At 69.8% G+C, this 26,195-nt stretch carries 24 protein-coding genes and 2 pseudogenes; 13 read left to right on the top strand and 13 right to left on the bottom strand.

What is annotated here, in order from left to right; genetic code table 11:
* Nucleotides 1–157: 157 nt before the first annotated feature.
* Both M2283_RS09490 and M2283_RS09485 read right to left on the bottom strand, forming a co-directional pair.
* Nucleotides 158–1,087 carry a DNA-processing protein DprA gene (locus M2283_RS09490; protein ID WP_280876243.1) on the bottom strand — a complete coding sequence of 310 codons (930 nt, stop codon included), beginning with the start codon at nucleotides 1,085–1,087 and terminating at the stop codon, nucleotides 158–160.
* Between the two features lie 421 nt (nucleotides 1,088–1,508).
* Nucleotides 1,509–3,185, bottom strand: a complete 1,677-nt coding sequence (locus M2283_RS09485; protein WP_280875685.1) for an HNH endonuclease signature motif containing protein — start codon at nucleotides 3,183–3,185, stop codon at nucleotides 1,509–1,511.
* A gap of 1,086 nt (nucleotides 3,186–4,271) precedes the next feature.
* On the opposite strand from M2283_RS09485, the pseudogene M2283_RS09480 reads away from it, so the two are divergent.
* From M2283_RS09480 to M2283_RS09470, 3 genes and pseudogenes are all read left to right on the top strand, one after another.
* Nucleotides 4,272–4,556, top strand: a pseudogene (locus M2283_RS09480) (cytochrome P450); the annotation flags it as partial.
* Between the two features lie 161 nt (nucleotides 4,557–4,717).
* Nucleotides 4,718–5,632 carry a hypothetical protein gene (locus M2283_RS09475; protein ID WP_280875684.1) on the top strand — a complete coding sequence of 305 codons (915 nt, stop codon included), beginning with the start codon at nucleotides 4,718–4,720 and terminating at the stop codon, nucleotides 5,630–5,632.
* Nucleotides 5,629–7,734, top strand: a complete 2,106-nt coding sequence (locus M2283_RS09470; protein ID WP_280875683.1) for an NACHT domain-containing protein — start codon at nucleotides 5,629–5,631, stop codon at nucleotides 7,732–7,734. The genes M2283_RS09475 and M2283_RS09470 overlap by 4 nt, the downstream gene beginning before the upstream one ends.
* On the opposite strand, the gene M2283_RS09465 is transcribed toward M2283_RS09470, so the two are convergent.
* Complete coding sequence (locus tag M2283_RS09465; RefSeq protein WP_280875682.1) at nucleotides 7,662–8,408, bottom strand: hypothetical protein; 747 nt, start codon at nucleotides 8,406–8,408, stop codon at nucleotides 7,662–7,664. The genes M2283_RS09470 and M2283_RS09465 overlap by 73 nt on opposite strands.
* Nucleotides 8,409–8,906: 498 nt before the next feature.
* Nucleotides 8,907–9,740, bottom strand: a complete 834-nt coding sequence (locus M2283_RS09460) for a SigB/SigF/SigG family RNA polymerase sigma factor (protein WP_280875681.1) — start codon at nucleotides 9,738–9,740, stop codon at nucleotides 8,907–8,909.
* A 386-nt stretch (nucleotides 9,741–10,126) separates the two neighbouring features.
* Between M2283_RS09460 and M2283_RS09455 the strand changes: the two genes are divergently transcribed.
* Nucleotides 10,127–10,837: a hypothetical protein gene (locus M2283_RS09455; protein ID WP_280875680.1), complete on the top strand. Its 711-nt coding sequence runs from the start codon at nucleotides 10,127–10,129 to the stop codon at nucleotides 10,835–10,837.
* A gap of 161 nt (nucleotides 10,838–10,998) precedes the next feature.
* Here M2283_RS09455 and M2283_RS09450 read toward each other — a convergent pair whose 3' ends face one another.
* A complete protein-coding gene (locus M2283_RS09450; RefSeq protein WP_280875679.1) occupies nucleotides 10,999–11,358 on the bottom strand; it encodes an ANTAR domain-containing protein in 360 nt (119 codons plus the stop codon).
* A 454-nt stretch (nucleotides 11,359–11,812) separates the two neighbouring features.
* On the opposite strand from M2283_RS09450, the gene M2283_RS09445 reads away from it, so the two are divergent.
* The 3 genes from M2283_RS09445 to M2283_RS09435 all read left to right on the top strand — a co-directional run bounded on the left by M2283_RS09445 (nucleotide 11,813) and on the right by M2283_RS09435 (nucleotide 14,142).
* Nucleotides 11,813–11,986, top strand: a complete 174-nt coding sequence (locus M2283_RS09445; RefSeq protein ID WP_280875678.1) for a hypothetical protein — start codon at nucleotides 11,813–11,815, stop codon at nucleotides 11,984–11,986.
* A gap of 487 nt (nucleotides 11,987–12,473) precedes the next feature.
* Complete coding sequence (locus tag M2283_RS09440; RefSeq protein WP_280875677.1) at nucleotides 12,474–13,442, top strand: SPFH domain-containing protein; 969 nt, start codon at nucleotides 12,474–12,476, stop codon at nucleotides 13,440–13,442.
* 28 nt (nucleotides 13,443–13,470) lie between these two features.
* Nucleotides 13,471–14,142, top strand: coding sequence for a hypothetical protein (locus M2283_RS09435; protein ID WP_280875676.1), 672 nt, complete (start codon nucleotides 13,471–13,473; stop codon nucleotides 14,140–14,142).
* A gap of 358 nt (nucleotides 14,143–14,500) precedes the next feature.
* On the opposite strand, the gene M2283_RS09430 is transcribed toward M2283_RS09435, so the two are convergent.
* Both M2283_RS09430 and M2283_RS09425 read right to left on the bottom strand, forming a co-directional pair.
* Nucleotides 14,501–14,893 carry a type II toxin-antitoxin system VapC family toxin gene (locus tag M2283_RS09430; RefSeq protein ID WP_280875675.1) on the bottom strand — a complete coding sequence of 131 codons (393 nt, stop codon included), beginning with the start codon at nucleotides 14,891–14,893 and terminating at the stop codon, nucleotides 14,501–14,503.
* The gene (locus M2283_RS09425) at nucleotides 14,890–15,057 is read right to left on the bottom strand and encodes a hypothetical protein (protein ID WP_280875674.1); all 168 of its coding nucleotides are present in this window, start codon (nucleotides 15,055–15,057) and stop codon (nucleotides 14,890–14,892) included. The genes M2283_RS09430 and M2283_RS09425 overlap by 4 nt, the downstream gene beginning before the upstream one ends.
* Nucleotides 15,058–15,200: 143 nt before the next feature.
* On the opposite strand from M2283_RS09425, the gene M2283_RS09420 reads away from it, so the two are divergent.
* From M2283_RS09420 to M2283_RS09410, 3 genes and pseudogenes are all read left to right on the top strand, one after another.
* Nucleotides 15,201–15,740, top strand: coding sequence for a DUF3052 domain-containing protein (locus tag M2283_RS09420; protein ID WP_280875673.1), 540 nt, complete (start codon nucleotides 15,201–15,203; stop codon nucleotides 15,738–15,740).
* Nucleotides 15,741–15,825: 85 nt separating this feature from the next.
* On the top strand, nucleotides 15,826–16,740 hold the full coding sequence (locus M2283_RS09415; protein ID WP_280875672.1) for a glycosyltransferase family 2 protein: 915 nt from the start codon (nucleotides 15,826–15,828) through the stop codon (nucleotides 16,738–16,740).
* A gap of 334 nt (nucleotides 16,741–17,074) precedes the next feature.
* Nucleotides 17,075–19,015, top strand: a pseudogene (locus M2283_RS09410) (BTAD domain-containing putative transcriptional regulator); the annotation flags it as partial.
* A 100-nt stretch (nucleotides 19,016–19,115) separates the two neighbouring features.
* Here M2283_RS09410 and M2283_RS09405 read toward each other — a convergent pair.
* Nucleotides 19,116–20,798: a bifunctional 3'-5' exonuclease/DNA polymerase gene (locus tag M2283_RS09405; RefSeq protein ID WP_280875671.1), complete on the bottom strand. Its 1,683-nt coding sequence runs from the start codon at nucleotides 20,796–20,798 to the stop codon at nucleotides 19,116–19,118.
* A 90-nt stretch (nucleotides 20,799–20,888) separates the two neighbouring features.
* Entirely contained in the window at nucleotides 20,889–21,641 is a 753-nt protein-coding gene (locus M2283_RS09400) for a Clp protease N-terminal domain-containing protein (protein ID WP_280875670.1), read from the bottom strand.
* Nucleotides 21,642–21,787: 146 nt separating this feature from the next.
* On the opposite strand from M2283_RS09400, the gene M2283_RS09395 reads away from it, so the two are divergent.
* Nucleotides 21,788–22,708, top strand: a complete 921-nt coding sequence (locus tag M2283_RS09395) for a S41 family peptidase (protein WP_280875669.1) — start codon at nucleotides 21,788–21,790, stop codon at nucleotides 22,706–22,708.
* 85 nt (nucleotides 22,709–22,793) lie between these two features.
* Nucleotides 22,794–23,945, top strand: a complete 1,152-nt coding sequence (locus tag M2283_RS09390; RefSeq protein ID WP_280875668.1) for a DUF2786 domain-containing protein — start codon at nucleotides 22,794–22,796, stop codon at nucleotides 23,943–23,945.
* 4 nt (nucleotides 23,946–23,949) lie between these two features.
* Here the strand turns inward: M2283_RS09390 and M2283_RS09385 are convergent, their stop codons facing one another.
* The 4 genes from M2283_RS09385 to rpmB all read right to left on the bottom strand — a co-directional run bounded on the left by M2283_RS09385 (nucleotide 23,950) and on the right by rpmB (nucleotide 25,954).
* Nucleotides 23,950–24,480: a DUF4232 domain-containing protein gene (locus M2283_RS09385; protein WP_280875667.1), complete on the bottom strand. Its 531-nt coding sequence runs from the start codon at nucleotides 24,478–24,480 to the stop codon at nucleotides 23,950–23,952.
* A 130-nt stretch (nucleotides 24,481–24,610) separates the two neighbouring features.
* Entirely contained in the window at nucleotides 24,611–25,168 is a 558-nt protein-coding gene (locus tag M2283_RS09380) for a hypothetical protein (protein ID WP_432423042.1), read from the bottom strand.
* A 244-nt stretch (nucleotides 25,169–25,412) separates the two neighbouring features.
* Complete coding sequence (gene rpsN, locus M2283_RS09375; RefSeq protein ID WP_280875665.1) at nucleotides 25,413–25,718, bottom strand: 30S ribosomal protein S14; 306 nt, start codon at nucleotides 25,716–25,718, stop codon at nucleotides 25,413–25,415.
* A complete protein-coding gene (rpmB, locus tag M2283_RS09370; protein ID WP_280875664.1) occupies nucleotides 25,718–25,954 on the bottom strand; it encodes a 50S ribosomal protein L28 in 237 nt (78 codons plus the stop codon). The genes rpsN and rpmB overlap by 1 nt, the downstream gene beginning before the upstream one ends.
* A 75-nt stretch (nucleotides 25,955–26,029) precedes the next feature.
* Here rpmB and rpmG point away from each other — a divergent pair, with 75 nt between their 5' ends.
* Nucleotides 26,030–26,194, top strand: a complete 165-nt coding sequence (gene rpmG / locus M2283_RS09365; protein WP_015658813.1) for a 50S ribosomal protein L33 — start codon at nucleotides 26,030–26,032, stop codon at nucleotides 26,192–26,194.
* The last annotated feature ends 1 nt before the right edge of the window (nucleotide 26,195 follow it).

Here is a 26,195-nt window from a genome sequence, read left to right as displayed (position 1 = left end):
CCTCCGCTGGAGTGACGGAGGGGGTGCAGTTCTGGCTCTTCAGCCACGCTACCCACTGACCTATAGTGCGTGTCGCGCGACTTGGACGCATGAAGCGGCGATATGACACAGATGAACCCCTTGGACCCCGAGATAACTACAGGGAGAGCACTCTGGATCACTCTACGTCGAGGTGCAACTGCTCCGTAAGGGGTTCGCGGCGAGGCGCAACAGGGCCGCGCAGGTGTTCGATTATCTGGGTGCTGCTGTCAACTGCGGTTGCCCGTCCAGACTCCACCATCTTTAGTGCCCAGTCTTGTGTGTCCACTAGTGAACGCAGCAGTAGAACGTGCCGTCCTTGCTCAGCAGCGACTCGTGCTTGCATCTTTGCCCCAGATGTTCGTGAGGCTTCGATAACTACGCTTCCCAAGCTAATGCCAGACGTGACGTGATTCCTCCTGGGGAATGTGTCCCTTCCGGGGGAGCGAGACGGCCAGAACTGAGAGAGTACGGCCCCTGATTGTGCAATTTCCTCTAGCAGCCCGGCATTCTCCTTGGGATAGCATTGGGTGATTCCCGTCCCCAGGACGGCAAGAGTTCGCCGCCCGAAATGAAGAGCCGTCTCATGGGCAGCCGTGTCGATGCCCCGCGCTAGGCCAGATGAGATGATGAAACCTGCCTCGCCCAACTCTCGTGCCACCCTTTTGGCTCGCGCTAGTCCGATATCTGAGGCATCCCGAGTGCCGACTACTGCCACAGAGTTCCTATCGGCCTCGTCATTCAGGTTTCCTCGGAAGAACAAGAACGGTGGCAGGTCTTGGACGTGCCGAAGATTCTCTGGGTATTCATCGTCTAGCACGGTGGTTAGCCGGGCGCCGGATTTCTCTGCCAAGCGAAGCTCATCGTCGATACGCGAGGTGTGATCGCTAAGGGGGGAACGGAGGCCGTGACGCAGGATGGGTAGAGACTTCCTTGCCGATGGGGTCTCCTCGGGGATGATCCCTTCGCAGAGGGAATCGAGGTGCCCCCTGAGGGCGCATCGGGCGATGAGGGACCAGTCGACGCTTTTGCCATCCACTCGAATCGAGCAAAGCGCCAATAGTCGCATCTGGGCTTCGGTGATCACTTGTTGCTCCTTCTACTCAAAGATCACTGTTCGAAGGATCTGTTCCGTTGACACGAAGTACTATCCCAGAGTAAGGGGTTCAGCGATGTCTTCTCCACCGTCTGGAAGGCAAAAGGCGCGAAGGACCTGGTGACCCGTCTGACACATGTCGCACAGCTCGCGGCCAGAGGCTTGCCATGCCGTCCCGCTAGTCATGAGCCTCTGAGTGCAGGCGGCAGACGGTCACTGCGAGCAGGTGTCGAATGCTTTTAACTGTGGGTCATGTGTGGGCCAGGCCACGTATTCGAGAGACCTAGTCTGACGTTCGCGCAGGTCAGAGGCGAGGTGAGGCCGACTTTAGTACCGGTCTTGAAAGCCGTTCCTGCCGATCTGCGACCAAGGAGTAGGCGCCAGGCCGCGGGAGTCAGTAGGTCATCTGCTCATGGAGGCGGCGAGCGGTAGTTGCCAGGAGGCGTCGAAGCTTCTCTCTGTGCTCGCCGTAGGTCTTGAGGGCGTGGCAGTTCGGGCACAGGGCGATCATGTTCCAAGGGACGTCTGGTCCGCCCTTGGCCAGATCTCGAACGTGGTCGACCTGCAAGATGGGCAGGCCGGCTGTCGTTCGCTCGGTGGGATGGCCGGAGCACTCAGGACTCTCGCACTTGCCCTTGCTGCGCTTGAGAACTGCTGCTCTCGCGCTGGGGTCGCGGACGTAGATGTCAGCAAGAGTCGGCTTCTTGAGTTGACCCCGCTTCTTGGCATTCGCCTCCGCTTTCTGGGCCAGGCGCCGGTATGCATCTTCGTCACTCTCCCCAGAGTCGTGTGCCCCGGGTTCGAGGTCGTCCGGCAGGTAGTCGCCCGTGTCATCGTGCAGTTCACCCGTATCGGCGTCCAGCGCCTCCAGAACCTCCAGCGACCACGTGCCACGCTCGGGGGAAGGGACAGGGGCCAGTACCCAGACGAACTCCCGGCGAGGCTGCTTGTCGGCTCCAATGCCCCAACGCAGCCGACGTTGCACGATCACAACCCACGCTTCAAAGCTGAACTGCCCCTGAAATGGCTTGTGCCAGTAGCGCAGTGGACGGCCTGCGACTTGGTGCTCGGCCATGAGTTCGTTGCCATCGGTGAGCTTCTGGTCGCCAGAGAGGCCATCGCCGACGTAGGCGATCCAGTCTGTGTCCGGGATGCGTCCGTCGGCGTAGGGGCCCTTGTCGTCTGAGAAGGCGCTCAGAATGCCGTCGGCGAGGCAGCCGATGCCTGCCATCTTCTGGCCGCCGTAGGTGCGCCAGATGGCGTCTCGGTCTTTGAAGGTCTCACCGAGTAGAGGGCGCAGAGCGTCTGGCCACCTGCCGGCGAGCAAGTTGTGAAGGCCGAAGTCTTCCAACAAGTCCGAGGGCAAGGGGTGGAAGTAGCGAAGGATCAGGCTGGCTGCCACGGAAGCCGCGGCTTCCGGGTGCGAGCGGATCAGGTCGTAGTCGTCCTCACGGAGGCCACCTGATGGGTCGATCGTGTTCAGGGACTCCAAGGTGGGGCGGCGTCCTCGGCTAGTGAGGCTCAGTTCCTGTTCGCGTTCAACGATCCAGAGCTCATCGCGCATCAGAGCCCAGAACGGGTACCGGATGCCGTCCGCTGCGTCTTCGACGTGACTGTACTTCGCCATGAGCGGCGTAACGGCATCACGGGTGGTTGACCACGGCTGCATGCGAGGAGCTCCAGCGATGGCCTGCCCGATTGCCCACAGGAGAAGAATGGGGCGGTGCATCGCTGGGCCCGTCTCACGACGGGCAGGCCGCACGTCTCCTACCCGACGACGGAAGGTCTTGGGGGGCTCAACGATGGTGAAGCCCTCCCGTCTCAACCAAGCCACCGCGTGCTTGAGGCCGCCACTAAACCCTGGGGATGAGGGCTTGAGGGCTACACCGAAGTCGTACAGGTGAGCCACTCCAGCTATGGCCTTCGAGTCGTACAAGTTGCCATCGTGCTCAAGGAAGTAGGCCGCCGCGGCGTGGAAGCCGTACGTAGCCCGGAACGCTTCTGGGCCGAGTCGGTCGTGCTCCGCAATCGCCTGCAAGATGCCTGCACGAGTGATCTCCGAAGGTGCCATGGACGACACCGTAAAGCAGGGCACTGACAGCGGAGATGGCGCTGCCGTGCGCCGCGGGAAGTTGACGAGCGGGAGTTCGCCAGCATTCGCCACCCTTGAACCGGCACGTGCGCCACTGGCGCGCCAGTTACCTTCTTGAGGGTTCGATGCCTCTCTCCTCGATCGCCTGCCTGAACCGGGCGGGCCCCAACTCTGTTGGGATCACTGAGAGATGGGAGATCGGATCAGATGGAGCGATCGACAAAGCGGGCATGGTGCCGCAGGCGCAGCCAGTTACCGGACTGGATTCAGCTTGTGGCCTTGTTCCTGACTGCGGTCACTGCCATCGCGGGGTGCATCGAGCACTTTGCGTGATGCATCAGAGGCGTTCCGGACGGTTGGTTGGGTGGCAGGCGAGCCCGACCGCTGTGTAGTCGGCCGGACCCGCCCGTAACCCGCATGTGAGCCTGGCTCCGGGGAGCTGCCCGGAGCCAGGCGTCCATGCGTCGTAGGTGCCTTTCGGCTCCATGAAGAGGAAACCCCAAGTCATCAACAGCTTCAAGCATCGGAATCACCTTCATGATCCAAAACCGTGGCGAAACCCCATAGTGAAGGGCATGGCGCGAGAGGTGGCGTTCGCTTCAGTACCTGGTCAGAGCCGCGCAGGGGTGGCGAAAGGTGGCGAATCGTGGTGGTCGACAGAACGCGTTGGGGGCCGCGTGATGCGCGTTCCCTCGGGTGTCCCCCAGGGGCGCTCCGCTCCTCTTCATGGCAGGTCAGGTCGGCTGGGAGCGGCCCGCTGCAAATCTGCCGCCTGCGCTTCTGGTCGGAGGGGCGCTGTACGGGTGGAGCCAGTCTCAGTTCTAGTCTCGATTGCTGGTCAATCCAGTGCGGTACGCGTTCGTCCGTGGACGTCCGACATGGTGCCTGACCTGCACCGCGGACCCATCGGCGGACTTCCGTGGACCACTGCGGACCAACATCGGACAGCTCGTAATGCGTAGGTCTCGGGTTCGAATCCCGAAGGCGGCTCTGCCGAAGCCCCAGGATTCTCACTCGCCGTGACCTGGGGCTTTTGCTTTTTCCGGATGGGACGCGTTCGACGACCCGGAGAGGTTCGACCCGGATCGCTGGCTTCCGGGCCGGACGCCTGCCGTGCCGCGTGGCTCGTTCGCCTCGTTCGGCGGCGGTGCCCGTAAGTGCGTAGGCGACAACTTCGCCATGGCTGAGATGGTGATAGCCCTGGCGACGATGGTTCGGAGGTGGCGCTTCGACCGCGTCCCCGGTTCGGACCTCCGGGCGGCGTCCTTGGCGACCATCTACTACCCGCGTCGGCTCCTTCTGAAGATCGGGAGGCGGGCTCCGAAGGCGGCCGGGCGACAGTCCGGGTGACCCGCACCCACCCGCAACAGTCGAGGTATTTACCGTCTGCTCACCCTTGTGTCACGCTCGGATGGCACGGGCCGGGGGGAGTGCGGATGGGCCAGGGGTTTGTGGAGGTCGGTGCGCTCTTTCGGTCGGTGGGGATGGCTGTGGGGTTGCCGTCGACCGTCGTGGGTGCGTATCGGTCGCTGGACGGGCTCGGTGGGGCGTACGAGCAGGTCGTCCGCCCGCTTGTGGTCGAGAGCCTTGCCGAACCGGGCGAGCGGGAGCGGGCCGAGCGGTCGTTGCGGGCGATGAGTGTGAAGTTCGGGCTGGCCATGCTCGGTTATGGCCGGCTGACCGGGCGTGCCTTGCCGTTGGATGTCGCTGTGCTGGCCGGTGCGGTGACCCGGCTCTACGACGACCTCATCGACGGGGAGACCGATCCGTCCGCCGATGCACGGCTCGCCGACTTGATGGGCAACCGGCCGTTCACGGCGGGTACGGACGCCGAGTTGCTTCTCGGGCGGCTGGTGCGCGAGCTGGAGCGCAGGCTCGGATACACCCCCGGCGAGGACGTGTTCGCGGCGATCGCCTCGTTGCACGAGTTCCAGGTTCTGTCGCGACGGCAGCGTGAGGTGGATGTTCCCGTCGATGTGCTGGAGAAGATCACCCGGGGCAAGGGCAGTTCGGCCCATCTGATTCTGTGCAGCATCGTCAAACCCGGACTTGAGCCCGCCGAACGCGAACTCGCCCTGGATCTGGGGGAGGCTCTCCAGTCCCTCGACGACTACATGGACGTCGGCCCCGACCGGGCGCACGGTGTCGCCACCCTCGCCACCCTCGGCGTGGTCAACCTGACGCATATCGCGGAGCGGTTGCGGGGCATGCGACCGCGGTTGGTGGCCTGTTACGGCAGACGGCCCGCCCGGACGTACTGCGGGATGCTCTACTTCCTGCTCCTCAAGGCGTGGGTCGGCCGCCATCTCCCCGTCCTCGGCCCGCTGACGCGCCGCGCCGCCGGGAGGTCCGCCGTGCTGACCGTCTTCGCCCGCAGCGCGGACGCCCTTCCGCCGGCCGTCGGCAGATCGGAGGCCGGGTCGTGAGGACCCGCCGCGTGCTCAGGGTCGCCCTCGCCTCCGTCCTCGGCGCGGTCCTGGTGGCCACCGTCGTCGTCGCCGTACAGGGGCTGAGGAGCGGTGACCTCAAGCCCCTCGACCTCTGGGCCTCCCTCATCCCCGTCGTGCTCGCCGTCGCCGCCATCGTGACGACCGTGCTGTACAGCGGGCTGCGGCCGTCCGGCACCTTGGACGAGGCGGTGGCGGCGCAGGTGCCGGCGTTGGCGCGGAGCGTGGTCAAGGCGTGGGCGGCCGAGAGTCGGAGCCGGGGGCTTTTCGAGGACCGGCGGATGGCGGTGCGGTGGCGGCGGCGGGCCGGGGCGGAGCGGTTCTCGCGGCTGGCAGGCGAGCTGCCTGAGGAGGGCGTGCTGAATCAGTTGACCGGGACCTTTGCGCGGCGCGTTCGTGCGGGCGGGCTGTCCCGGCTGGTGGTGACGGGGAATCCGGGGGCCGGGAAGACGACCGTCTGTGTGTTGACCACTCTCGAACTCGCCGAGCCGGCCGGGCACTTGGTGCCGGTGATCTTCCAGGTCTCGTCCTGGGATCCGGCCCGTCCGCTCATGGAGTGGATGACGGACGAACTCACCGCCATCTACACGGCCAGTACCGACAAGGCACGCAACCGGCTGATCTGCGCCGAGCTCGTCCGGCACCATGTGCTGCCCGTGCTCGACGGACTGGACCAGGCCGCCGACCGGGCCGCCGTACTGCGTGGTGTCGCCGCGGGGTTGGAGGGGCGGTCCTTCGTACTGGCCTGCCGTACCGAGGAGTTCGACGAGCTGGACGCCGACGGCATGCTGCGCGAGACGCTCGTCGTACGGCTGCAGCCGCTGCGTGCGGACGAGGCGCGCGGGGTGCTGGAGACCGCCCGTCCCGGGCCGGTCCTGGAACCGTTGCTCGCCGCCCTGGAGGAACGGCCGGACGGGCCGTTGGCGCGGGTGCTGGAGACGCCGTTCATGCTGTCCCTGGCCGTGTCGTTGGACGGTTCGCTGCCTCGCGAGATCCTCTCGGCCGGCGGACCCGAGCCAGACGCGAGCGCGGAGGCCGAGGCAGAGGAACGGATCGGGCAGCGGCTCCTCGGCGCCTTCATCACCCAGGCCTATCTGCGGCCTCGCGACAAGGCCCCGCACTACAGCGTCGAGGACGCCCGCCGTCATCTGGCCTTCCTGGCCCGCAATGTCGACCCCGGCACCGGGCGGCTGGCCTGGTGGCAACTGCATCGGGCGGTACCGCAGTGGGTGCATCTGACGCTGGCCGTGGTCAACGCGGCGATCGGCTGCTCGATTCCGGCGGTCGCGCTGTTCGCCCTCTTCGGCCGCCCGCTGCTGGGCCTGTGGATCGGGCTGGGCGCCGCGCTGGTGGGCGCGTTGGTGGTGGAGCTGGTGCCCGGGGACGATCCGCGCCGGGCCAAGCCGCGGCTGAGATCCGTACGACCGCCCTCCTCGCACGCGCTGCAACGGGTGCTCGGCTTCGGGGTGGTGGGCGGTGCCGCCTGTGCGGTGATCGTCGCGTTCCTGTACGAGAGACCTCAATACGTGGTGATCGGCGGGGTGTTGAGCGGCATCACGTTCGCCGCCGCCCGCTACTTCAGCGAACCCAGCGACCTCATGGAGGCCATCACCCCCACCACGCTGCTCCGTTCCGACCGCTCCACGGTGCTCTACGCCTGGCTGGCCGGCGGTGTCGCCGGGGCGCTCACCGGTGCCTATCTCGGTGGCTCCATCAAGGCCGGCAGGCGCACCCCGCAGCTCGACGACGTCACCTTGATCGACAAACTGCCCACCGCCGTCGAGGCGTTGATGGGGGCGGCCGGCGGGGCGCTGCTCAGCGCCACCGGGCTGGGGCTGATGGCGCTCGGGTCCAGTTCGTGGGGCCGGTTCGTGGCCACCCGTGGCTGGCTGGCGGTGCGCGGGCACACTCCGCGGCGGCTGATGGCGTTCATGGAGGATGCCCAACGGCGGGAGGTACTACGGCAGATGAACGGGCACTACGAGTTCCGCCACCAGCTGCTCCAGCGTCATCTGGCCGAGCCGGCCCGGGCCGTCGCCTCCACCGCCGACACCAACACCGGTCCGGACAGCACCCAGTAGGCCCGTCGGGCGGGCCTGCGTCCGGTGTCGGGCAGTGCCAGATAGCTGGCGCCGGGGAAGCGGACCCAGGCCTGGGGAGCGCCGGGCCGCACCGGCTGGAAGTCCAACTCGGCCAGTTCCCGGCGGACTTCGGCGAGCACGGCGAGTTCGTCGCGGCCGACGGCGCAGACGAACTGCAGGGTGGCCTGGGAGAAGGTGCCGACGGTTCGCTCCCGTTCCCGCCGTCTGAGCAACTCGCCGACCTGGTTGCCCCTGGTCAGGTCGTAGACCTGGGGCGGGCCCGGCACCTCGTCCGAGCGGACGGCACAGCGCAGGAGGGGGAAGTGGTGCGTACGCAGATCGGCGGTGCGGTCCGCCAGCCAGCGGGGTTCGTAGGCGTGCTGACGTCGCTCGAAGACGACCAGGAGAAGCGAACGGGCCAGGACAGCCGCCCCGAGCACCACCGCACACACCAACGCGGCGGTCCGTACGGACGGCACCAGTAGCCCCACCAGCGCCACGACGAGCGGCACCGCCGCCCAGCCGGCTCCGAGGAGCTGCGCCTCGGCGAACTCCGGCCCGCTGAGCCCGGTGCCGTAACGACGTGCCGCGCCCTTCAGCCCCCGCAACGGCGCCAGCGGAATCGCCGCTTCGGGTCGCAGCAGCTCAGGCCCGGACTCAGGCTCGTAGCTCATCGCCCACTCACCGGCCCGCCCGCCTTCCGCCGACGCCACTTCCGGTCCCCGTATGCCTGCGTCTCTACGTCTCTACCCTGTGTCGACGCTACTACGGGAGCGCACACGCGAAAGTCGCCGTGGCGCCCGTGGGATCCGGACGACCGCCGCCGCTGGGCGGCGGCGGCCGTGGCCGCGAGGATGTGAGGCCCCCCTCTACCGTTTCCTCGCGCGTTGTCCTCCGCGGCGGCGGGGCCGGTGGGAATGCCCCGATCGGTAACTGCCGGGAGAACGAAGGCTGGAGCCGCGCACTCCGGCGATGCGGCTCCGGCCGGCCTCGAATCCGACTCGGGGGCTGGGAGCCTGGAAGGGGAGACAGGGTGGTCTCTGACGTGGTCGGAGTGGTCCCCGACACGGTCACGATCCCGTCTTCCCTGTGAAGAGCGTAGAGCAGATACAGGAGAAGCGGAACAGGGCCTGACGTAGCCGCACTCGTCCCGTGTCGACGCGGTACGGGGGTCACGAGGCCCTTCTTCGGTCGGGGGCGTCGGCCGTCACCTGGGCGTGGAGGCGGGCGCAGGTGCGGGTGATCAGGCGGGAGACGTGCATCTGGGAGATGCCGAGCTGCAGTCCGATGCGGGCCTGCGTCATCTCGCCGAAGAACCGCATGTACAGGATCTGGCGTTCGCACTCGGGCAGCGCCCGCAGCAGGGGGCGTAACGACTCGCGGTCGACGACCCGGTCGAAGCCGGGCTCCAGCGCGCCGAGGGTGTCGGCCAACGGGTGACTGTCCTCGGAGCTCCCGGGCAGGGCGTCCAGGGACTGGGCGATGAAGCTCTCCAACGCCCCCTGGCCCAGCCGTACTTCGGCCTCGGTCAGTCCGGTGTGCGCGGCGATCTCGGCGGCGGAGGGTGTGCGGCCGCCCGCCGAGGAGCTCAGCTCGTGGCCGGCGGAGCGGACCCGGCCGCGCAGTTCCTGTACGCGCCGGGGCACGTGCACGACCCAGAGGTCGTCGCGGAAGTGCCGCTTCACCTCGCCGAGGATCGTCGGGATGGCGAAGCTCGGGAAGGGGGTGCCGAGCGCGGGATCGAAGCGCAACACCGCCTTGACCAGGCCCAGTTGGGCGACCTGCTTGAGGTCCTCGAAGGTCTCCCCGCGATGCCGGAAGCGCCGGGCGAGCCGTGCGGCCATCGGCATCCAGGCGCACACCACCTCCTGGCGCAGCGTGGACCGCTCCGGGCCGTCCGGCAGGGCGGCGATACGGCGGAACGTCGCGTCGGTGTCCGGCGCGTCGTCGTAGGCGTTGGGGGGTGCGCTGCGTGAGCTCTGCGTGCGTGCGGCCGGCTTGGGCACGTGTCTCCCCGATCGGTGGCGTCCCTCACCGTGGGAGCGGGCGGACCGCGACACGCAGGGGAGCAGCGGCGGCTGCTCGCACGGGGGTGCCTCCGGGTCGAAGCACACCGCTCGATTTCCCGAACCGCCCCCGTTCAAACGGGATTTACGCCGTCCGACCGCCGCCGTCCCTGGACGGTTCCGGCGGCCGTCCGCCCCATTCGGCGACCTGCGTCCCAGCGGTCTCAGCGGCCTCCACGTCCCCCGACGGTCCCCGCCGCGGCGCCGATCCGCGGGCTATGCTGCGAAGCAGACGTCCCGGACCCAGGCGCCGCCCGCTCATCGCCCTCTCATCGGCCACGATGGCAGTCCCGCACATCTGCCGGTCTCCTGAACCGAGGCGCCTCATGCGCACCCCGCAGCAACCGTACGATTCCGAACGCCCGGAGCCGGCCGCCCTGGAAACTCCCACCCCGTGGACCTCCGCCCCGGAAACCTCGGCCCCGGACACCTCCCCTCTGGACACGGTGCGGCTGCGCCGGCTGAACCGCTGGCAGGCCGAGGGTCTGCGGGAGGACCTGGCGGACCTGTACGTGGAGTCCTCCGACACCGAGTCCGGCGAGGAGTTCAACGACCGGCAGGAGTTCCTGGTCCGGCTGGCGGACGCCGTCCAACTGCCGGGATTCGACATGCTGGTCGCCGAGGCGCGGTCCCTGACCGGCTGTGTCTTCGGGTTCCCGGTACCGCGTGACGGCTCCTGGTGGGAGGGGTTCGACGGACCGTTGCCGCAGAACCTGGAGCAACTGACCGCGTCCGGGCATGTGTTCGCGATCCTGGAAACCCTCGTCCATCCGCACCGGCACGCCGAAGGGCTCGCCCGCCGGATGCAGGAGCATCTTCTCGGCGACCACCAGGCCTCGCTCGGCGTCACCCTGGTGGATCGCTCCGACCGCGCGATCGGCGCCGTCTTCCAGGGCTGGGGCTGGCGGGAAGTGGGGCGGATCCAGCGCGGGCCCGACGCGACGACCGTACGTGTCATGGTCCTTCCGCTCGGCGAGCGCACGGCGGAGCATCCGGACGGCCTCGCGCACAATGCCCGGACCCAACGGCCCGAATAGCCTCAGCCTCGGGCGCCTCGGGGTTTAGGTCCCATGAGGTGGGCTACCCGGCAAGGGCGTCCGACGGCCGTCCTGGACGAAGGCACCGGGGGGTTGAACCCACAGCACCCGGTGCCGTCCGCCGGGCGGACCCGCCGTCAGTCCCCGGCTCCCCGTCGCCGTCATCCTCGCTCCGCCGCGTGCAGGCGCCGCAGCGCCCGGCGCAGTTCCTGGCGTATCGGCTCCGGGAGCGTCTCGTCGGTCGTCGTGGCGACCAGGGCCGCGGCGACGTCCCGGAGCTTGAGGTTGCAGTGCTGCGAGACGTCCACCAGCACGTCCCAGGCCCGCTCACTGGAACACGGCGCCAGTGCCATCACCATGCCTCGCGCCTGGTCGATCGCCGGCCGGGTCGCCATCGCCCGCTCCAACTCCTCGTTCCTGGCGCGGAGTTCGACGACCTCGGCGAGGAGGGCGGGATCGACCGCCGACGCCGCAGCCGTCAACAGAGGCCGCGCTTCGGGGGCGTTGGTCACGTGCCGCATGACGCGCACCTCGCGGCGGGACGCAGGGGGCGCAGCGGACGTACGAGACTCATGAGAAGTACGACGGACACGGCGGGCCTCCTCGGAGCGGCACGAAGCGACACTGCCGGGGGCCGGGGCCTGTTCGAACAGCGTAGCTCTGCCCGGAGAGCGCTGGTAGCGCCGCATGCAACGGTCTCGTCGGCCGGCCGGATGGCCACTTGCCGTCTGTTCAGGCAGTGCGGCGGAGGTTAGCGTTCGGGGTACACGGCCCGAGCCCCCGGCAGCGTCGATCACTTCTCGCGCACCTTCGGGGGCGCACCTCGCGCATCGGTGCCGGTACCTGCCTCGCGACCAACGGGCCGCTCCCGCACTCGCCGTCGCCACCCGGTCCGGCGAAGCGTCGATGCGCCTCAAGCGGGCCGGCCCGATCTGCGGCCCGCGGCGTCGCACGCATCCATCGCAGGCGGTACGCATGTACGCCCTGATCGTCCCGGCCTCCACCCCCTTCGTCCTGCTCGCCACGGTGATGGCCCTGTCGTGGTGGGAGGACCGCGTCCTGCCGTCGCCACCGCCATTGCCCTCTACGTCGTCGCTGTCGGCCGAGCCGGCCGAGGCCTCCGTCGAGGTTCCGCTCATCACCCGGTGAACCGACAGGAATTGACGTCCATGAAGCAGATCGACGCACGAACCGAGCGTCAGAGAAGGCAGCAGCCATGTTCACCGTCGTAGTCATTGTCGTGATCGTCGTCAGCCTGTCGGTGCTCCTCTACACCGGCCGTGGTCCGTCACGGCGGTGAGCGGTCCGATGCAGCCGTAGCGGAGTCCTGTCGGAGGGCGGCCGAAGGCTCGGGGGGCCCTTCTCCGCGACCGCGGCCGCAAGGCGGTCGGTGGAGGAGGCGGTCAGATGGTCGGAGAGCTCGCACGGACCGCGTCCCGGGGAGGGACCGCCGGATCTGTCATCTCCTCGCCGTCTCGGGCCGAGGAGTAGGCTCAAGTTACCGAGAGTATTTCGCGCACGTAGCAGGCAGAGCCTCCGTAGCGGACAGAGCTTCCACAGCGGCCCGGGACCCCGGTCGATGCCAGCCTATGCCGGCTGTGCCAGTGGCGCCATCGACGTAAGGAATGTGAGAACCATGGGTGTTCTGATCACTGTGCTGGCGGTGTGCGCGGTGGCCGGGGTGATTCTGCTCGCCATGAGCGTGCGCAATGTCCAGCAGTACGAGAAGGGTGTGGTGTTCCGCTTCGGGCGGTTGCTGCCGGACATCCGCGGGCCCGGCCTGCGCGTGATCCGGCCGATCGGGGACCGGATGCAGAAGGTGTCCGTGCAGACGGAGGTGCTCGGCATCCCGCCGCAGGGGTCCATCACCGCCGACAACGTGACGCTCACCGTCGACGCGGTCGTCTACTTCCGGGTGATCGACCCGGTCAAGGCCCTGGTGAACGTCCGCAACTACCCCGGCGCCGTCTCCCAGATCGCCCAGACCTCGCTGCGTGCGGTGATCGGCAGGGCGGACCTGGACACGCTGCTCTCCGACCGCGACCACATCAACGCGGAGCTCAAGAAGGTGATGGACGCCCCCACCGAGGAACCCTGGGGACTGCGCATCGAGCGGGTCGAGATCAAGGACATCGCCCTTCCGGAGTCGATGATGCGCTCCATGTCCAAGCAGGCCGAGGCCGAACGGGAACGCCGGGCCCGGGTCATCGCCGCCGACGGCGAGTTCCAGGCGTCCCAGCGGTTGAGTGACGCGGCGGCGACCATGGCCGACACCCCTGGCGCGCTCCAACTGCGCCTGCTGCAGACCGTGGTGGACGTCTCCGCGGAGAAGAACAGCACGCTGGTCATGCCGTTCCCGGTGGAGCTGCTGCGCTTCTTCGAGCATCAGACGAGGGACACGGGGGACGAGTCCGAGGAGCGGGTCGTACGGCGGAATGGTGCGCGGTCGGCGCTTCCCGAACGTCAGGAACCCTCCGATGTCCCCGAGGTGACCATGCCTGCCCGGCCGCGGTCCGGCGGCCGTGCCGCGGTGGCTCAGGAACGGCGGGACAACTGGCCGGCGCGGACGGACACCGACTCCGACGCGTCGCATGCCAGCGGCTGAGCCCCACCTGCTCCCGGGCAATCGAAGGGTGGGCGCGCAACTCCATGGCGGAGGGTCGTCCACCCTGCTCGCGGCGCGGTTGCGTCGGGCGAACCGTTGGCTGGCGCTGGATCTGGCAGGGGAACTGGCGGATCTGTACATGGACTCGCGTGAGACGCCGCTCCACGAGACGTCACCCCAGGAGGCGTCGTTCCGTGAGGCATACCCGCATCCCAGCCGCCGGCGCTTCCTGAACCGGCTGGCCTCCGACATCCGCCGGCCGGGTTTCGCCATGGTGATCGCGGAGACGGACGGCCTGGTGGGATGCGCCTTCGGATTCCCGCTCCGCAGCGGCGGTGCCTGGTGGCCCGGATGCGACGGAACGCTGCCGAGCAGCATCGAGCAACTCGCCGAGTTCGGCAGCGTCTTCGCGATCACCGACATCCTGGTCCGCTCGCATCCGCGGGATCACGAGATCGTCGCCCGGCTACAGGCACGGTTGCTGACGGACCATCAGGCATCCCTCGGTGTCATCCTGGTGGATCACGCCGATCGTGCCGCTCTCGCCGCGCTCCGTTCCTGGGGGTGGCTGGACGTCGGAGAGATCTGGCGGCCACGCAGCGCCACGGTGTTACGGGTGCTGGTCCTTTCCGCCGGGGGACGAACTGCGGGGCGGCTGGCGGAACTTGTCCATGACGCCCGGATGCGGTGGCCGGGGTGAGGTCTGATGGGTCCGACGGGACCGACGGTATGGACCTGGGTGATGTGGGCGCCGGTGGAGTGGCCGAGGAGCGGTGAACGGGACCCGCTTCTAGATTCGGCAGCCTCGGTACTCATGATCGTGGGGGCCTTGCTGAGCCTGTTGGCGTACGCGAACAGAACGAGCTGCGTCAGGCCGAACACCGTGTCTACGACCTGAAGTTGGCGCCCGACGAGGAGGCGCGGGCGCGGGCGACGAGACCCTGCCGCTGCTCCCTCATGAACAACGCGCCCTCCCTGGCTCACTGCCCGGTGATCACCAAACGAGTGGGCTGACCAAACGAGTCGGCTGACCAAGGGACGTCCACCGCGCCAGAGACTCAGACCTTGATCACGCGAATGCCGGCGCCACACAGGACCAGAAGTTCTTCAGGGTCCGACGTAAGGACAGTCGCAGGGGCCGGTGAAGCCAGGGCCGTGGCGGCGACGATGGCGTCCAAGGCGTACTTGTGGCCGTGCAGTCCCGCTGCGGCGGGGAGTTCGCCGGCGTGGCGGGCGATGGCCTCGGTGGGCGGGACGATGTTCACGCGGGAGACGGCGTAGTCGAAGCGCGCTTGGTCGGTCCTGGGGTCGCGGGCTTCGACGAGGGTGACGGAGCTGGTGACGACGCGGATGTCCTCGGCTTCGGCCGCGGCCAGCCATTCGGTGAGTTCAGGTACGCGTCGTACGAGCTTGGACAGCCCCTCGCAGTCCAGGACGAGCGTGCCACTCACGCGGCATCCACCGAGCCGGCCGCGTCACCCCGGAGCCGCGCCCGCTTGGCCTCGACCGCGGCCTGGTCGACCGGGCCGTGTTGGGTCTCCGCGTCCTCGATGAGTTCACGCAGCCGGTCCCGCTCCAACTGGCGCTGGATGAGGGCTTCGACGTAGGCGGACATCCCTCCTGGGCGATTCCGTCCACGCCGAATCACCCGGCAGGCTTGGATGGTGTTCAACCGATTCACCGATTCGCCGCCTCGCCCGAGCCGGAACCTATCGATCGAGAAGCCTGCGACACCTGAGACGCCAGAGGAACCGGGACATGGCCGAACACAGTGACAGTGCGACGAACAGCGGCTACTCCGGCACCCCGCTGGCCAAGAAGATCGGCGTCAAGCCCGGCCACCGGGTACGGCTGCTGCACGCCCCGGACTCCTTCGACATCCCCGGTCTCCCCGACGACGTAGACCTCACCCCAGCCGCCCCGGCCTCCGCCCCCGACATCACCCTCGCCTTCTACCGCACCCACGCCACCCTCACCGCCGAAGCGACAACCCTCGTCGCCGAACTCACCGACAGCGCCATGCTCTGGATCGCCTGGCCCCGCAAAGCCGCAGGTCACGTCAGTGACATCGCCGAGAACGACCTGCGGGACCTCTTCCTCCCGCTGGGCATCGTCGACGTGAAGGTCGCCGCGCTGGGGGAGGACTGGTCGGGGCTGAAGTTCGTACGGCGCAAGGAAAACCGTGGAGCCGCCACGGCGAATCGGCGGGACACCACGGCGAACCGTCGCGGCACCAACACGAGTCCCCGGGGCACCGGCACGAACCGTCGGGGTACCGAGCGAAATCCGGGGTACTGAAGGAAATCACCGGGGTGCTTAGGAAGTCCTTACCGTGAACGGCTAGCATCGCGCGTCATGCTGCCGGTCGGGATGGGGTGAGGGCATGGATGACCTGGCTGGCCCGGAGTCGTCGTCGAGGATCGCCGTCGCCGTGGTGACCATGGGCAACCGCCCCACCGAGGTCGACGCACTGCTGGAGTCGGTCGCCAAGCAGGACCTCGCCCCCGCGCGGATCGTGATCGTGGGCAACGGCTGCCCGCTCCCCGACTACGCCGCCCGCCTGGCGCTCCCCGGCGAAGTAACCCAACTCGAACTGGACGAGAACCTCGGCTGCCCCGGCGGACGCAACATCGCGCTCCGCAAGCTACGCGAATTCGATGACATCGACTACGTCGTCGAGCTGGACGACGACGGCCTGCTCGTCGAGGTGGACGTACTGCGACGGGTGCGGGCCCTGTTCGAGACCGAACCGCGGCTCGGGATCGTCGGGTTCCGCATCGCCGACGAACACGGCGTGACCCAACAGCGCCACGTGCCCAGGATCGGCAACGCCGATCCGATGCGCGGCGGACACGTCACCAGTTTCCTCGGCGGCGGCCACGCCCTCCGCACGGCCATGCTGGACGAGATCGGCGACTGGCCCGCCGCGTTCTTCTTCGCGCACGAGGAGACCGACCTGGCCTGGCGCGCCGCCGACGCGGGCTGGCGCATCCGCTACGCCCCCGAACTCCTGCTCCGCCACCCGAAGACCTCGCCCGCCCGCCACGCCATCTACTACCGCGTCACCGCCCGCAACCGCGTCTGGCTCGTCCGCCGCCGGCTGCCCCTGCTCCTCATACCCGTTCACCTGGGCATATGGACCCTGCTCACCCTCGTACGAACCCGCTCGGGACCCGGCCTACGGGCCTGGTTCGGCGGTTTCATGGAAGGGATACGGGAGCCGGCGGGCGAACGCCGGCCGATGCGCTGGCGGACGGTCTGGCAGCTCTCACGACTCGGGCGCCCGCCCGTCATCTGAACCAGCCCGTCATCTGATCTCAGACCCGTCGCCCGGGGCGGGGGGAGAAAGGGACGAGGGCCCCAGCCGTTCACCTCTGCCGGCCAGGACCCTCACACGTCCCCGGATCCGGCCGCGGCGGCGTCACTCCCCCGAGCAACGCGTCGTACGCGCGCACCCCCGGGCCAGATCCGATGTAGTGATCACATCAGGCCGCGCCAACAGATCGCTAACATATGGCCAAGGACGTTCCACACCGCCGCTTGAGGGAAACCGACAGGCAGAGGCGAATTTCCGCCAAGGACGAGGACGAGAGCGGGAGTGCTGGAGCACGGGAAGGGCAGTGAACGGCGTGATGCGGCAAGGCCTGCGCTTCGGACTGCTGGGCACGCCGATCCTGTACATCCCCCAGGCTGACGACCTCGACGCCCCCGGCCCCCGAGCCGCCGATGACCTCAACACCCCCGCCATCAAGCCCATCGGCAGCCCCAAAATCCGCGCCCTACTGGCCACCCTGCTGATCGAGAACGGCCGAGTCGTCTCCGCCCAGTCCCTCAAGGACGCCCTGTGGGGCGGCGCACCACCCCCCTCCGCACAGGCCTCACTGCACAACCACGTGGCACGCCTACGACGACTGCTCCACGACCCCGACCGGCTACGAGCCGTCCCGCCCGGCTACGTACTACGCGTCGAACAGGGCGAGTTGGACGTCCACGTCTTCGAACAACACCTCGCCGCGGCCCGTGACGCGCACGCCACCGGCAACTGGGCACGGGCGGTACGCGAATCCGCAGCGGCACTCGCACTCTGGCGCGGCGCCCCGCTCAGCGGCCTCCCCGCCGAGACCGGCGGATACGCCTTCGTCCGACGGCTCCGCGAGGCCCGACTGCTGCTCCTGGAGTGGCGCTACGACGCCGAACTCGCCGTCGGCGGCGCCCGACTCGGCGCCCTCGTACCGGAGTTGGCGGCACTGGCCACCGAGCATCCGCTACGGGAGGCGTACCACCGCCAGTTCATGCTCGCCCTCCACCGCACCGGCCGCCAGGCCGAGGCCCTGGCCGTCCACCGCGACCTACGCACCCACCTCATCGAGGAACTCGGCGTCGAACCGGGCCCGGCGGTGCGCGAGGCCCATGTGGAGGTACTCCGGGGAGTCGCGGCCGGGACGGCGGGAGCCGCGCCCGCCCCCACGACCCCGCCGACCTTCGTGACCACCCGCGCCTCCACCACCTCTGCCTCTACGCGCGAAGACCGCCCCCAACCTGCCCAACTGCCCCCACCCCCGGCCCACTTCACCGGCCGAGCAACCACCCTCGCCGCCCTGCGCAACGCCCTTGAAGAGGCCACCACCCCCGACCTCGGCCCTGCCCCTGCCCCCACCATCACCGTCATCAACGGCATGGCCGGCATAGGCAAAAGCGCCCTCGCCCTCCACCTCGCTCACGCCCTGAAGGAACGTTTCCTCGACGGCCAGCTCTACATCAACCTGCACGGCGCCACCCCCGGCATGACCCCCCTCACCCCCGCCCAAGCCCTCACCACCCTGCTCCACGACCTCGGCACCGACCCCCGCCGCATCCCCGAACACCCGGACGCGGCAGCCGCGTTGCTGCGCTCGCTCCTCGCACCCACCCGCACCCTGCTGGTGCTGGACGACGCGGCGAACGCGGCGCAGGTACGGCCATTACTCCCCGGCGGAGCCGACTGCGCGGTGATCGTCACCAGCCGTTCCCCGCTGACCGCGCTGGACGGCGCCCACCGCTTCCCGCTCGCACCGCTGTCGGACGAGGAGAGCGCCGCACTGCTGCGCGCGGTGAGCGGACGCGACGGTCTCGACGCGGCCCACCCCCTCGTCGCACTCACCGGCCGGCTCCCGCTCGCCCTGCGCGTGGTCGCCGCCCGACTGGCCGCCCGCAGCGCCCTCACCCCGGACGTCCTGGCCGGCCAACTGACCGCCAAGCAAGGCCGGTTGAATCACCTGGAGTACGACGACCTGAGCGTCCGCCGATCCCTGGCCGTAGCCCACGACGCACTCGCCGCCTCGCCCCGCCAGGCCGACCAGGACGCGGCCCTCGTGCTACGCGGCATCGGCACTCTCGACCTCCCCGCCTACGGTGCCCCTCTCCTCGCCCGCCTGGCCGGCACCGATGCCCGCCGAGCCGAGGCCGCCCTCGACCGCCTCGTGGACGTGGCCCTCCTGGAGGAGACGGCATACGGCTGTTACGCCCCCCACGACCTGGTCCGCGACTTCGCCCACGAACTGGCCGACACCCCGCGCGCCGAGACCGCGGACGCCGCCGCATACGACCCCGAACGCGACCCGGAAACCGGACCGTGAACGAGACCGTCGTACCCCGCTCCCCGTCGTTCCCCGTCACTCACGCCGATCACGTCACTCACTTCGCGTCGGCATAGCACTCCACCACCGCCGTCGTGAACGGAAACCGCACCGGCGTCTCCCCGAACGTCAGCCGCCCCGCCAGGTCGGACGCCTCCCGGATCGCCGCCACGATCGTCTCCGCCTCCTCCGCGGGACAGTGCACGATCACCTCGTCGTGCTGGAAGAAGACCAGCTCGGCGGCCATCTCCGCACAGGTCCGCCGGAGCGCGGCGAGCAGCAGCAGGGCCCAGTCGGCGGCGCTGCCCTGGACGACGAAGTTGCGGGCGAAGCGGCCCCGGGCGCGGGCGTCCGTGGAGGCGTAGCCCGGCGTCCACTGGCGGCCCTCGGAGTCGTCGTCCCCGACGGGGATGCCCGCCTCCTCCGCGTCCTCGTCGGCCCCCGCCGCCGGTGGACAGGTCCGCCCGAGCCAGGTCCGCACCAGCCGGCCCTCCTCACCGGCCCGCGCGGCGTCGTCGACGTACGCGACCGCCTTGGGGAAGCGGCGTCTGAGTGCGGCGAGGTTCTTGAGGCCGTCGCCGGAGGTCTGGCCGTAGACCGCGCCGAGCACGGCGAGCTTGGCCTGGGCGCGGTCGCCGGAGAAGGCGCGGTCGGAGACGGACTGGTAGAGGTCGGTCTCCCGGCCGGCCACCTCCATGAGGCCGGGGTCGCGCGAGATGGCCGCCAGCACGCGCGGTTCCATCTGGTCGGCGTCGGCGACGACGAGCCGCCAGCCGGGGTCGGCGACCACCGCGCGCCGGATCACCTTGGGGATCTGCAATGCGCCCCCGCCGTTGGTGACCCACCGGCCGGTGACCGTGCCGCCCGCGTGGAACTCGGGCCGGAACCGGCCGTCGCGCACCCAGTCATGCAGCCAGGACCAGCCGTGGGCGACCCAGATCCGGTACAGCTTCTTGTACTCGACCAGCGGTTTCACGGCCGGGTGGTCGACGGACTCGATCTCCCAGCGGCGGGTGGACTTGACCTTGACGCCGGCCTGGGCGAACGCCTTTATGACGTCGGCGGGCAGGTCCGGCCGCACCCGGCGCCCGAAGGCGGCGGACACCTCGTCCGCGAGTTCGGCGAGGCGCCGGGGCTCGCCGCCGCCCACGTACCGCTCGCCCAGCAGTTCGTGCAGCATCTGCCGGTGCACCTCGGCGCTCCACGGCAGCCCCGAGCGGTTCATCTCGGCGGCCACCAGCATCCCCGCCGACTCGGCCGCCGTCAGCAGCCGCATGCGGTCCGGGTGCGCGGTCGTGGCGTGCCGGCGCTGCTGCTCGGCGTACACCGCGGCGAGGTCGGTCAGCGGCAGGTGGATGGACTGCGGCTCGAAGAGAGGGGACTGGGCGTTGGGTTCGGCCGAGCGCTGGGGTGGGTCGGCGGGGACCGGGCCGCCGCGCAGGCGGGCCAGGGCCGCGGCGGCCGAGCGGGGTTCCCCGTACCGCCCCTCGTGGCCGAGCAGGAGGGTCTCGGCGTCCTCGACGTCGTAACACCGCTCGACCCGTACGCCGGCGGCGAGCAGCCGTGGATACATCTCCGGCGTGGACCGCCACACCCACCGCGTGACCTCCGGCAGCCCCCGCACGATCGCGCCGGGTTCCGCCGCCCGCCGCGCCGGCCCTGCGAGCAGCCCGTCGGGACCGAGGGGCGCGGCCTCCACACCACCACCCTCGGCCGGAGCGAGCGCCCAGCGATCGGTCATGGTTGCGAGTGTCGCAGGCACCTCTGACAACGCCCTCGCGACCGACCGGCCGGCCTCCGCTCAGCCCCCTGACTCTCCCCTCAGCCCCCTTCAGTCCTGCTCGCTCGCGTCGCCCACTCCACCCGGCGCCTTCAGGTAACCCGCCAGCGCCTTGCTGAGCGCGGCCTCCACGGGGGTCTTCTCGATGCCGAGGTCCGCCAGGATGCCCGTGCCGTGCTCGAACTCCAGCAGGGCCAGCAGGATGTGCTCGGTGCCGATGTAGTTGTGGCCGAGCCGGAGGGCCTCGCGGAAGGTGAGTTCCAGGACCTTCTTGGCGTCGGAGGCGTACGGGACGAGTTCCGGGGCCTCCTCGGTGCCCGCCGGCAGCGCCGCGGTCGCGGCCTCGCCGAGCGCTTCGAGGGTGACGTCCTGGGCCACGACCGCCTTGGCCGCCAGGCCGTCCGGTTCGGCGGTGAGGCCGAGGATCAGGTGGGCCGGGAGGACTTCGGAGTTGCCCGCGGTCTTGGCCGCGTTGTGCGAGGCCATCACGACGTTGCGCGCACGCAGGGTGTACCGGCCGAACCCCTGGTTCGGGTCGAGGTCGGTCGACTCCTTGGGCACGAACCGCTTCTGCGCGGCCTGCCGCGTGACCCCCATGCTCCGGCCGATGTCGCTCCAGGACGCGCCCGAACGCCGGGCCTGGTCCACGAAGTGGCCGATCAGGTGGTCGGCCACCTCGCCGAGGTGGTCCGCGGCGATGACCGCGTCCTGGAGCTGGTCGAGGGGTTCGACGTGCACCTTCTTGATCGCGTCGATGATGTCGTCGAGACGTACGGAAGAGGTGATGGTCGGTTTCGTCGTCATGTGTCAACCTTAGGTTGACAGCTGAGGGGTGTCAACCTCGGGTTGACATAAAGGGGTCTTCTCTTTGTCGGCGTACATCGGGGAGGGGGACGAGTCCAAGGAAACGCCGTGTGAGGTCCGGGCCAACGGTGGTTGACTCGGCTGCCATGACCACGCTGACGACGAACGCCGCATCGGCCCCCGCTCCCGTCACCGACGCTCCCGGGATCGTCGACGAGACGGCCCGGCTGCTCACCGAGCACTACGTGTTCCCGGACGTCGCCGAGAAGGTGGCCGCGCTGCTGCGCCGGCGTCTGGCGGAGGGTGCGTACGACGTCGCGAGCGCGGCGGAACTCGGCGCCCTGGTCACCGCCGACCTGCAGTCGGTCAACGGCGATCCGCACCTGAATCTCAAGTACCACCCCGAGCGGGTGCCGCAGGGCCAGGGCGAGGCCGCGCTGGCCGACATGCGCCGCCGGTTCGACGCGTCCCTGGGCGGCGTCCCGCGCGTGGAGCTCCTGGCCGGCAACACCGCCCTCCTCGAACTGGGCCCCTCCCTCTTCCCGTTGTCCTGGGCCGCCGAACCGCTCTCCGCCGCGCTCACCCTGGTCGCCCGGGCCGACGCGCTGATCCTGGACCTGCGGGACAACGTCGGCGGCGACCCGGACACCGTCGCCTTCGTCTGCAGCTACCTCCTTGAGGAGCGCACCCACCTCAACACCATGTACTCGCGCGTGGGCGACCGTTACGACCAGTCCTGGTCCCTCCCGCACGTCCCCGGCACCCGCTTCGGCGCCACCAAGCCGGTCTACGTCCTCACCGGCCCCCGCACCTTCTCCGCCGCCGAGGAACTCGCCTACGACCTCCAGCAACTGGGCCGCGCGGTCGTCGTGGGAGAGGCCACCCGAGGCGGCGCCCACCCCCGCGAGGGCTGGACACTCCACCCCAACCTGGAAGCCACCGTCGCGGTAGCCCGAGCGATCAACCCGATCTCCGGCACCAACTGGGAATCCACCGGAGTCACCCCGGACATCCCCTGCCCGTCCCCGGAGGCCCTGTCCCAGACCCTGACCCTGCTCCACACCTGACCCACCGAACCCCGGCCGGCTTCCGGCCCCGCTCCGCCCCCTCGCCCGTTGCCGATCTGTCAGTGCCTCGTGTCACGATCGAAGCGTGACCAGTACGACGACCAGCACCGTCGAGCGCGCCTTCGAGGCCGCTCTCTACGCCGCCGATGCCGACTCCGCCCTCGACACGGGCGCGTCCGTGCTGGCCGCGGACCCGGCGGCCGACGCCGAACTCGCCCGTCGGGGGCGGGAGTTCGTGGCTGCGGCCTGGCGGCGCGGCTGGCAGCCCGCCGACGTCGTGCGGATCGTGCGCCGGGAGCTGGACGACGTACATGTGCACCTCGTGTCCGCGCTGATCCGTGAGCAGGTTCCGGACGACCGGCCGCGCGGGCCGCGCTGGACCGCGCAGTTGGAGTCGCTGCCTGGCTCCGGCGAGGCACCGCCTCGCACCGACCGCTTCTCGCACGCCACCGCGGTTCTGGAGTTGTACCGGCTGCTGCTGCGGCTGCCGAGCCTCGAACCCCTCGACGACCTGTCCGATCACGGGTCCGGCGGCCGGTCCACGGGCAAGGCCCGGCCCGAGTCCCGCATGCTCACGCGGATCCGGGCGCTGCTGGCCAAGGCCGAGGCGACCGGGTTTCCCGAGGAGGCGGAGGCGCTCACCGCCAAGGCGCAGGAGCTGACGGCCCGGCACAGCATCGACGAGGCGCTGCTCGGCGCGCGGGCGACCGCGAAGGACGCGCCCGGCGCCTGCCGGATCGGGGTCGAGCCGCCGTACGAGCAGGCCAAGGCGGTGCTGCTGGACGCGGTCGCCGACGCCAACCACTGCCGGTCCGTGTGGAACGAACCGCTCGCCTTCTCCACGGTCGTCGGCTTCGAGGCCGATCTGGAGGTGGTCGAGCTGCTCTACGCGTCGCTGCTGGTCCAGGCCCAGACGGCCATGACGAAGGCGGAGGCGGCGCAGCGCGCGGGCGGCCGACGGCGTACCAAGAGCTTCCGGCAGTCGTTCCTCGCGGCCTACGCCCACCGGATAGGCATCCGCCTCGCGGCCGCCGCCGAGACCCAGGTGACCGACGACCTGCTCCCGGTGCTGGCCACCCGCGAGGTCGCGGTCACGGCCGAGGCGGACCGCATGTTCCCCGAGACGACCACGACCCGGCTGCGCGGCGTGACCGATGCGGCGGGCTGGACCGAGGGCGCCGAGGCGGCCGACCGGGCCCAGGTCGGTGCCAGGCCCCGGCTGCCCCGACCGTCGTAACGTCTCAGTCGCCCGCCTGCGTGAACGCCGTCACCGAGGCGTACGGCGTGCCTGCGTCGCCCTTGAGCGCGACCTCGCCGTACGACCACGCGAAACTGTGGTCGGCGGTGGCGCCGAGCAGGCTGAACCTGCCCGTCTTCACCGCGAGACTCTTCGTGCCACCCGCCTCGCCACGCACGTAACTGATGGTGAAGGAGGCCGTCGCCTCCTTGGCCAGCGTCAGCTTCGCCGCCTTGGACGCCTTGTCGACCGGGACCTTGGCGGAGGTGCTGCCGGCGGCCAGGTCGACGCCCGGATAGCCGTTCAGGGTGCACTGCGAGCCGCGGTTGGTGATCGTCACTGTGACATTGCCGCTGTCCCCGGCGGCCGGGGCCGGGCTCGCGTCGACCCGCACCCCGACGGCGTCGAGCGTGCAGCCGCCGCCGGCGGCCTTGCTCGCGCCGCTGCCGCTCCCGCCGTCACCGCCGCCGTCGTCGCAGGCGGTCAGCAGGAGGGCCGCGGCGAAGGCGGCGACGGTGATCCGGGTGGCGCGCATGAGGGTCCTCGGGTGCTTCGGGGGAGTGACGCCGGTGAGAGGCGTGCATGGATCATCACGCACGAATCCGCGGGCCGGTTGCCCGCCCCCGCCTGGACCGCGGCCGACCGCCGGACTGCCGCGCCGACGCCTACTGCCCCAGACTCGCGGTAGGCAGCCCCGACGGCAGCTGCCCGCCCTCCGCCTTGGTGTACGTCTCCTTGCCGAGGCTGCCCGACCAGGTGACCGAGAGGCCGGACTTGTTCACGGAGTCGACCATCCCGGTCGCCCGCTGCTTGCTGCCGTCGGTGCAGGTGAGGTGGATCATCTGCATGCCCGCCTCCTCGCCCGCGGTCCCGCTGCACACGGTCCCGCCGGTCGAGAAGAGCCCCGCCTGCTTGCCGTTGACCACCAGCGCCACGGCCTTGCCGTCGGTGGTGGCGAGCCAACTGCCCTGCAGACCGTCGGACGCGGTCGTCCCGTCGGAGCCACCGGAGGCACTGGAATCGCCGGAGCCGCCGCCCGTGTCCGCGGTCGCCGTGGAGGTCGCGGACGCGCTGGCGCTCGACGAGGCACCGTCGCCGGAACCGCCGTCGTCGCTGCATCCGGTGAGCGCGAGCGCGCCCGCCAGACCGGCGGCCGCCGCCACGATCCGCACCTTCGTAGTCGCCGAAGTCACTGGTAGCTCCCAAGCTCTAGGGCCCGTCATTCGGATCAGGTCGGCGTCACCGGCCCTGGCGCGCACATCCGCCGCACCGGAGCATCGGCCCCGGCGCGCGCAGCAACGGCACCAGACCCCGCTCGGCTCGGCCCGAACGCGCCCCGCGACGCAGCCGGCCAGGCCCGGAGGGGCCCGAAAGCGCAGGCCCCAGCAAGCCGTGGCCGGTTGGCCGCAACGCCCGCAGCAAGCTACCAGCCCCCGCCCTCCCTGCCATGGGGAGCAGCTGTGAGGCTTACCAGGAGGACTTGCGCACCCCCGGCAGATACCCGGCATGCGCCTGCCCACGCAGTGACACCCGGGACAGCCCGAAGGCGCGGAAGTAACCGCGGGGGCGCCCGTCGACCTGGTCGCGGTTGCGTACCCGCGTCGCGCTGGCGTCGCGCGGTTGCCTGCGCAACTCCCGCAGGGCGGCGAGCCGTTCGGCCTCCGTCGAGGACGGCCGGCGGGTGATCTCCTTCAGCTCGGCGCGGCGCCCGGCGTACCGGGCGACGATCTCCTGGCGTCGCTCGTTCTTCGCGATCTTGCTCTTCTTCGCCATCAGACCCGCACCCCCCGCGCCCTGATCCGGGCCACGGCCGCCTCGACGCCGATCACGTCGACGGCCTTGATCCCGCGCGCGCTCAGCCGCAGCCGTACGTGCCGGCTCTCGCCCGGCAGCCAGTAGCGCTTGGTCTGGATGTTGGGGTCGAAGCGGCGGGGGGTGCGCCGGTGGGAGTGGGAGATGCGGTTGCCGAAGCCGGGCCGGGCGCCGGTCAGCATGCAGTGGGCGGACATGGGTGACGTACCTCTCCTCGATCGCTGCCACGATGGGGTTGCGTTAATGGAATTCATTTTCAGTAAGGTAGCACCATGGCACGCAACGAACTCCGCCCGGTCATCAAGCTGCGGTCCACCGCGGGGACCGGCTTCACCTATGTGACCCGCAAGAACCGGCGCAACGACCCCGACCGCATGACCCTGCGCAAGTACGACCCGGTCGCCGGCCGGCACGTCGACTTCCGAGAGGAGCGCTGAA

Source organism: Streptomyces pseudovenezuelae, assembly GCF_029892565.1.
Classification (GTDB): domain Bacteria; phylum Actinomycetota; class Actinomycetes; order Streptomycetales; family Streptomycetaceae; genus Streptomyces; species Streptomyces pseudovenezuelae_A.
The sequence above is the reverse complement of the archived record's forward strand: the minus strand, read 5'-3'. Positions and strand labels throughout refer to the sequence as shown.

Coding starts and splice junctions, on each gene's coding strand:
- M2283_RS09490 (WP_280876243.1), bottom strand. CDS start 1,087: ATGCGACTATTGGCGCTTTGCTCGATTCGAGTGGATGGCAAAAGCGTC.
- M2283_RS09485 (WP_280875685.1), bottom strand. CDS start 3,185: ATGGCACCTTCGGAGATCACTCGTGCAGGCATCTTGCAGGCGATTGCG.
- M2283_RS09465 (WP_280875682.1), bottom strand. CDS start 8,408: ATGAGCTACGAGCCTGAGTCCGGGCCTGAGCTGCTGCGACCCGAAGCG.
- M2283_RS09455 (WP_280875680.1), top strand. CDS start 10,127: ATGCGCACCCCGCAGCAACCGTACGATTCCGAACGCCCGGAGCCGGCC.
- M2283_RS09450 (WP_280875679.1), bottom strand. CDS start 11,358: ATGCGGCACGTGACCAACGCCCCCGAAGCGCGGCCTCTGTTGACGGCT.
- M2283_RS09445 (WP_280875678.1), top strand. CDS start 11,813: ATGTACGCCCTGATCGTCCCGGCCTCCACCCCCTTCGTCCTGCTCGCC.
- M2283_RS09440 (WP_280875677.1), top strand. CDS start 12,474: ATGGGTGTTCTGATCACTGTGCTGGCGGTGTGCGCGGTGGCCGGGGTG.
- M2283_RS09425 (WP_280875674.1), bottom strand. CDS start 15,057: ATGTCCGCCTACGTCGAAGCCCTCATCCAGCGCCAGTTGGAGCGGGAC.
- M2283_RS09420 (WP_280875673.1), top strand. CDS start 15,201: ATGGCCGAACACAGTGACAGTGCGACGAACAGCGGCTACTCCGGCACC.
- M2283_RS09415 (WP_280875672.1), top strand. CDS start 15,826: ATGGATGACCTGGCTGGCCCGGAGTCGTCGTCGAGGATCGCCGTCGCC.
- M2283_RS09405 (WP_280875671.1), bottom strand. CDS start 20,798: ATGACCGATCGCTGGGCGCTCGCTCCGGCCGAGGGTGGTGGTGTGGAG.
- M2283_RS09400 (WP_280875670.1), bottom strand. CDS start 21,641: ATGACGACGAAACCGACCATCACCTCTTCCGTACGTCTCGACGACATC.
- M2283_RS09395 (WP_280875669.1), top strand. CDS start 21,788: ATGACCACGCTGACGACGAACGCCGCATCGGCCCCCGCTCCCGTCACC.
- M2283_RS09385 (WP_280875667.1), bottom strand. CDS start 24,480: ATGCGCGCCACCCGGATCACCGTCGCCGCCTTCGCCGCGGCCCTCCTG.
- M2283_RS09380 (WP_432423042.1), bottom strand. CDS start 25,168: ATGACGGGCCCTAGAGCTTGGGAGCTACCAGTGACTTCGGCGACTACG.
- rpsN (WP_280875665.1), bottom strand. CDS start 25,718: ATGGCGAAGAAGAGCAAGATCGCGAAGAACGAGCGACGCCAGGAGATC.
- rpmB (WP_280875664.1), bottom strand. CDS start 25,954: ATGTCCGCCCACTGCATGCTGACCGGCGCCCGGCCCGGCTTCGGCAAC.
- rpmG (WP_015658813.1), top strand. CDS start 26,030: ATGGCACGCAACGAACTCCGCCCGGTCATCAAGCTGCGGTCCACCGCG.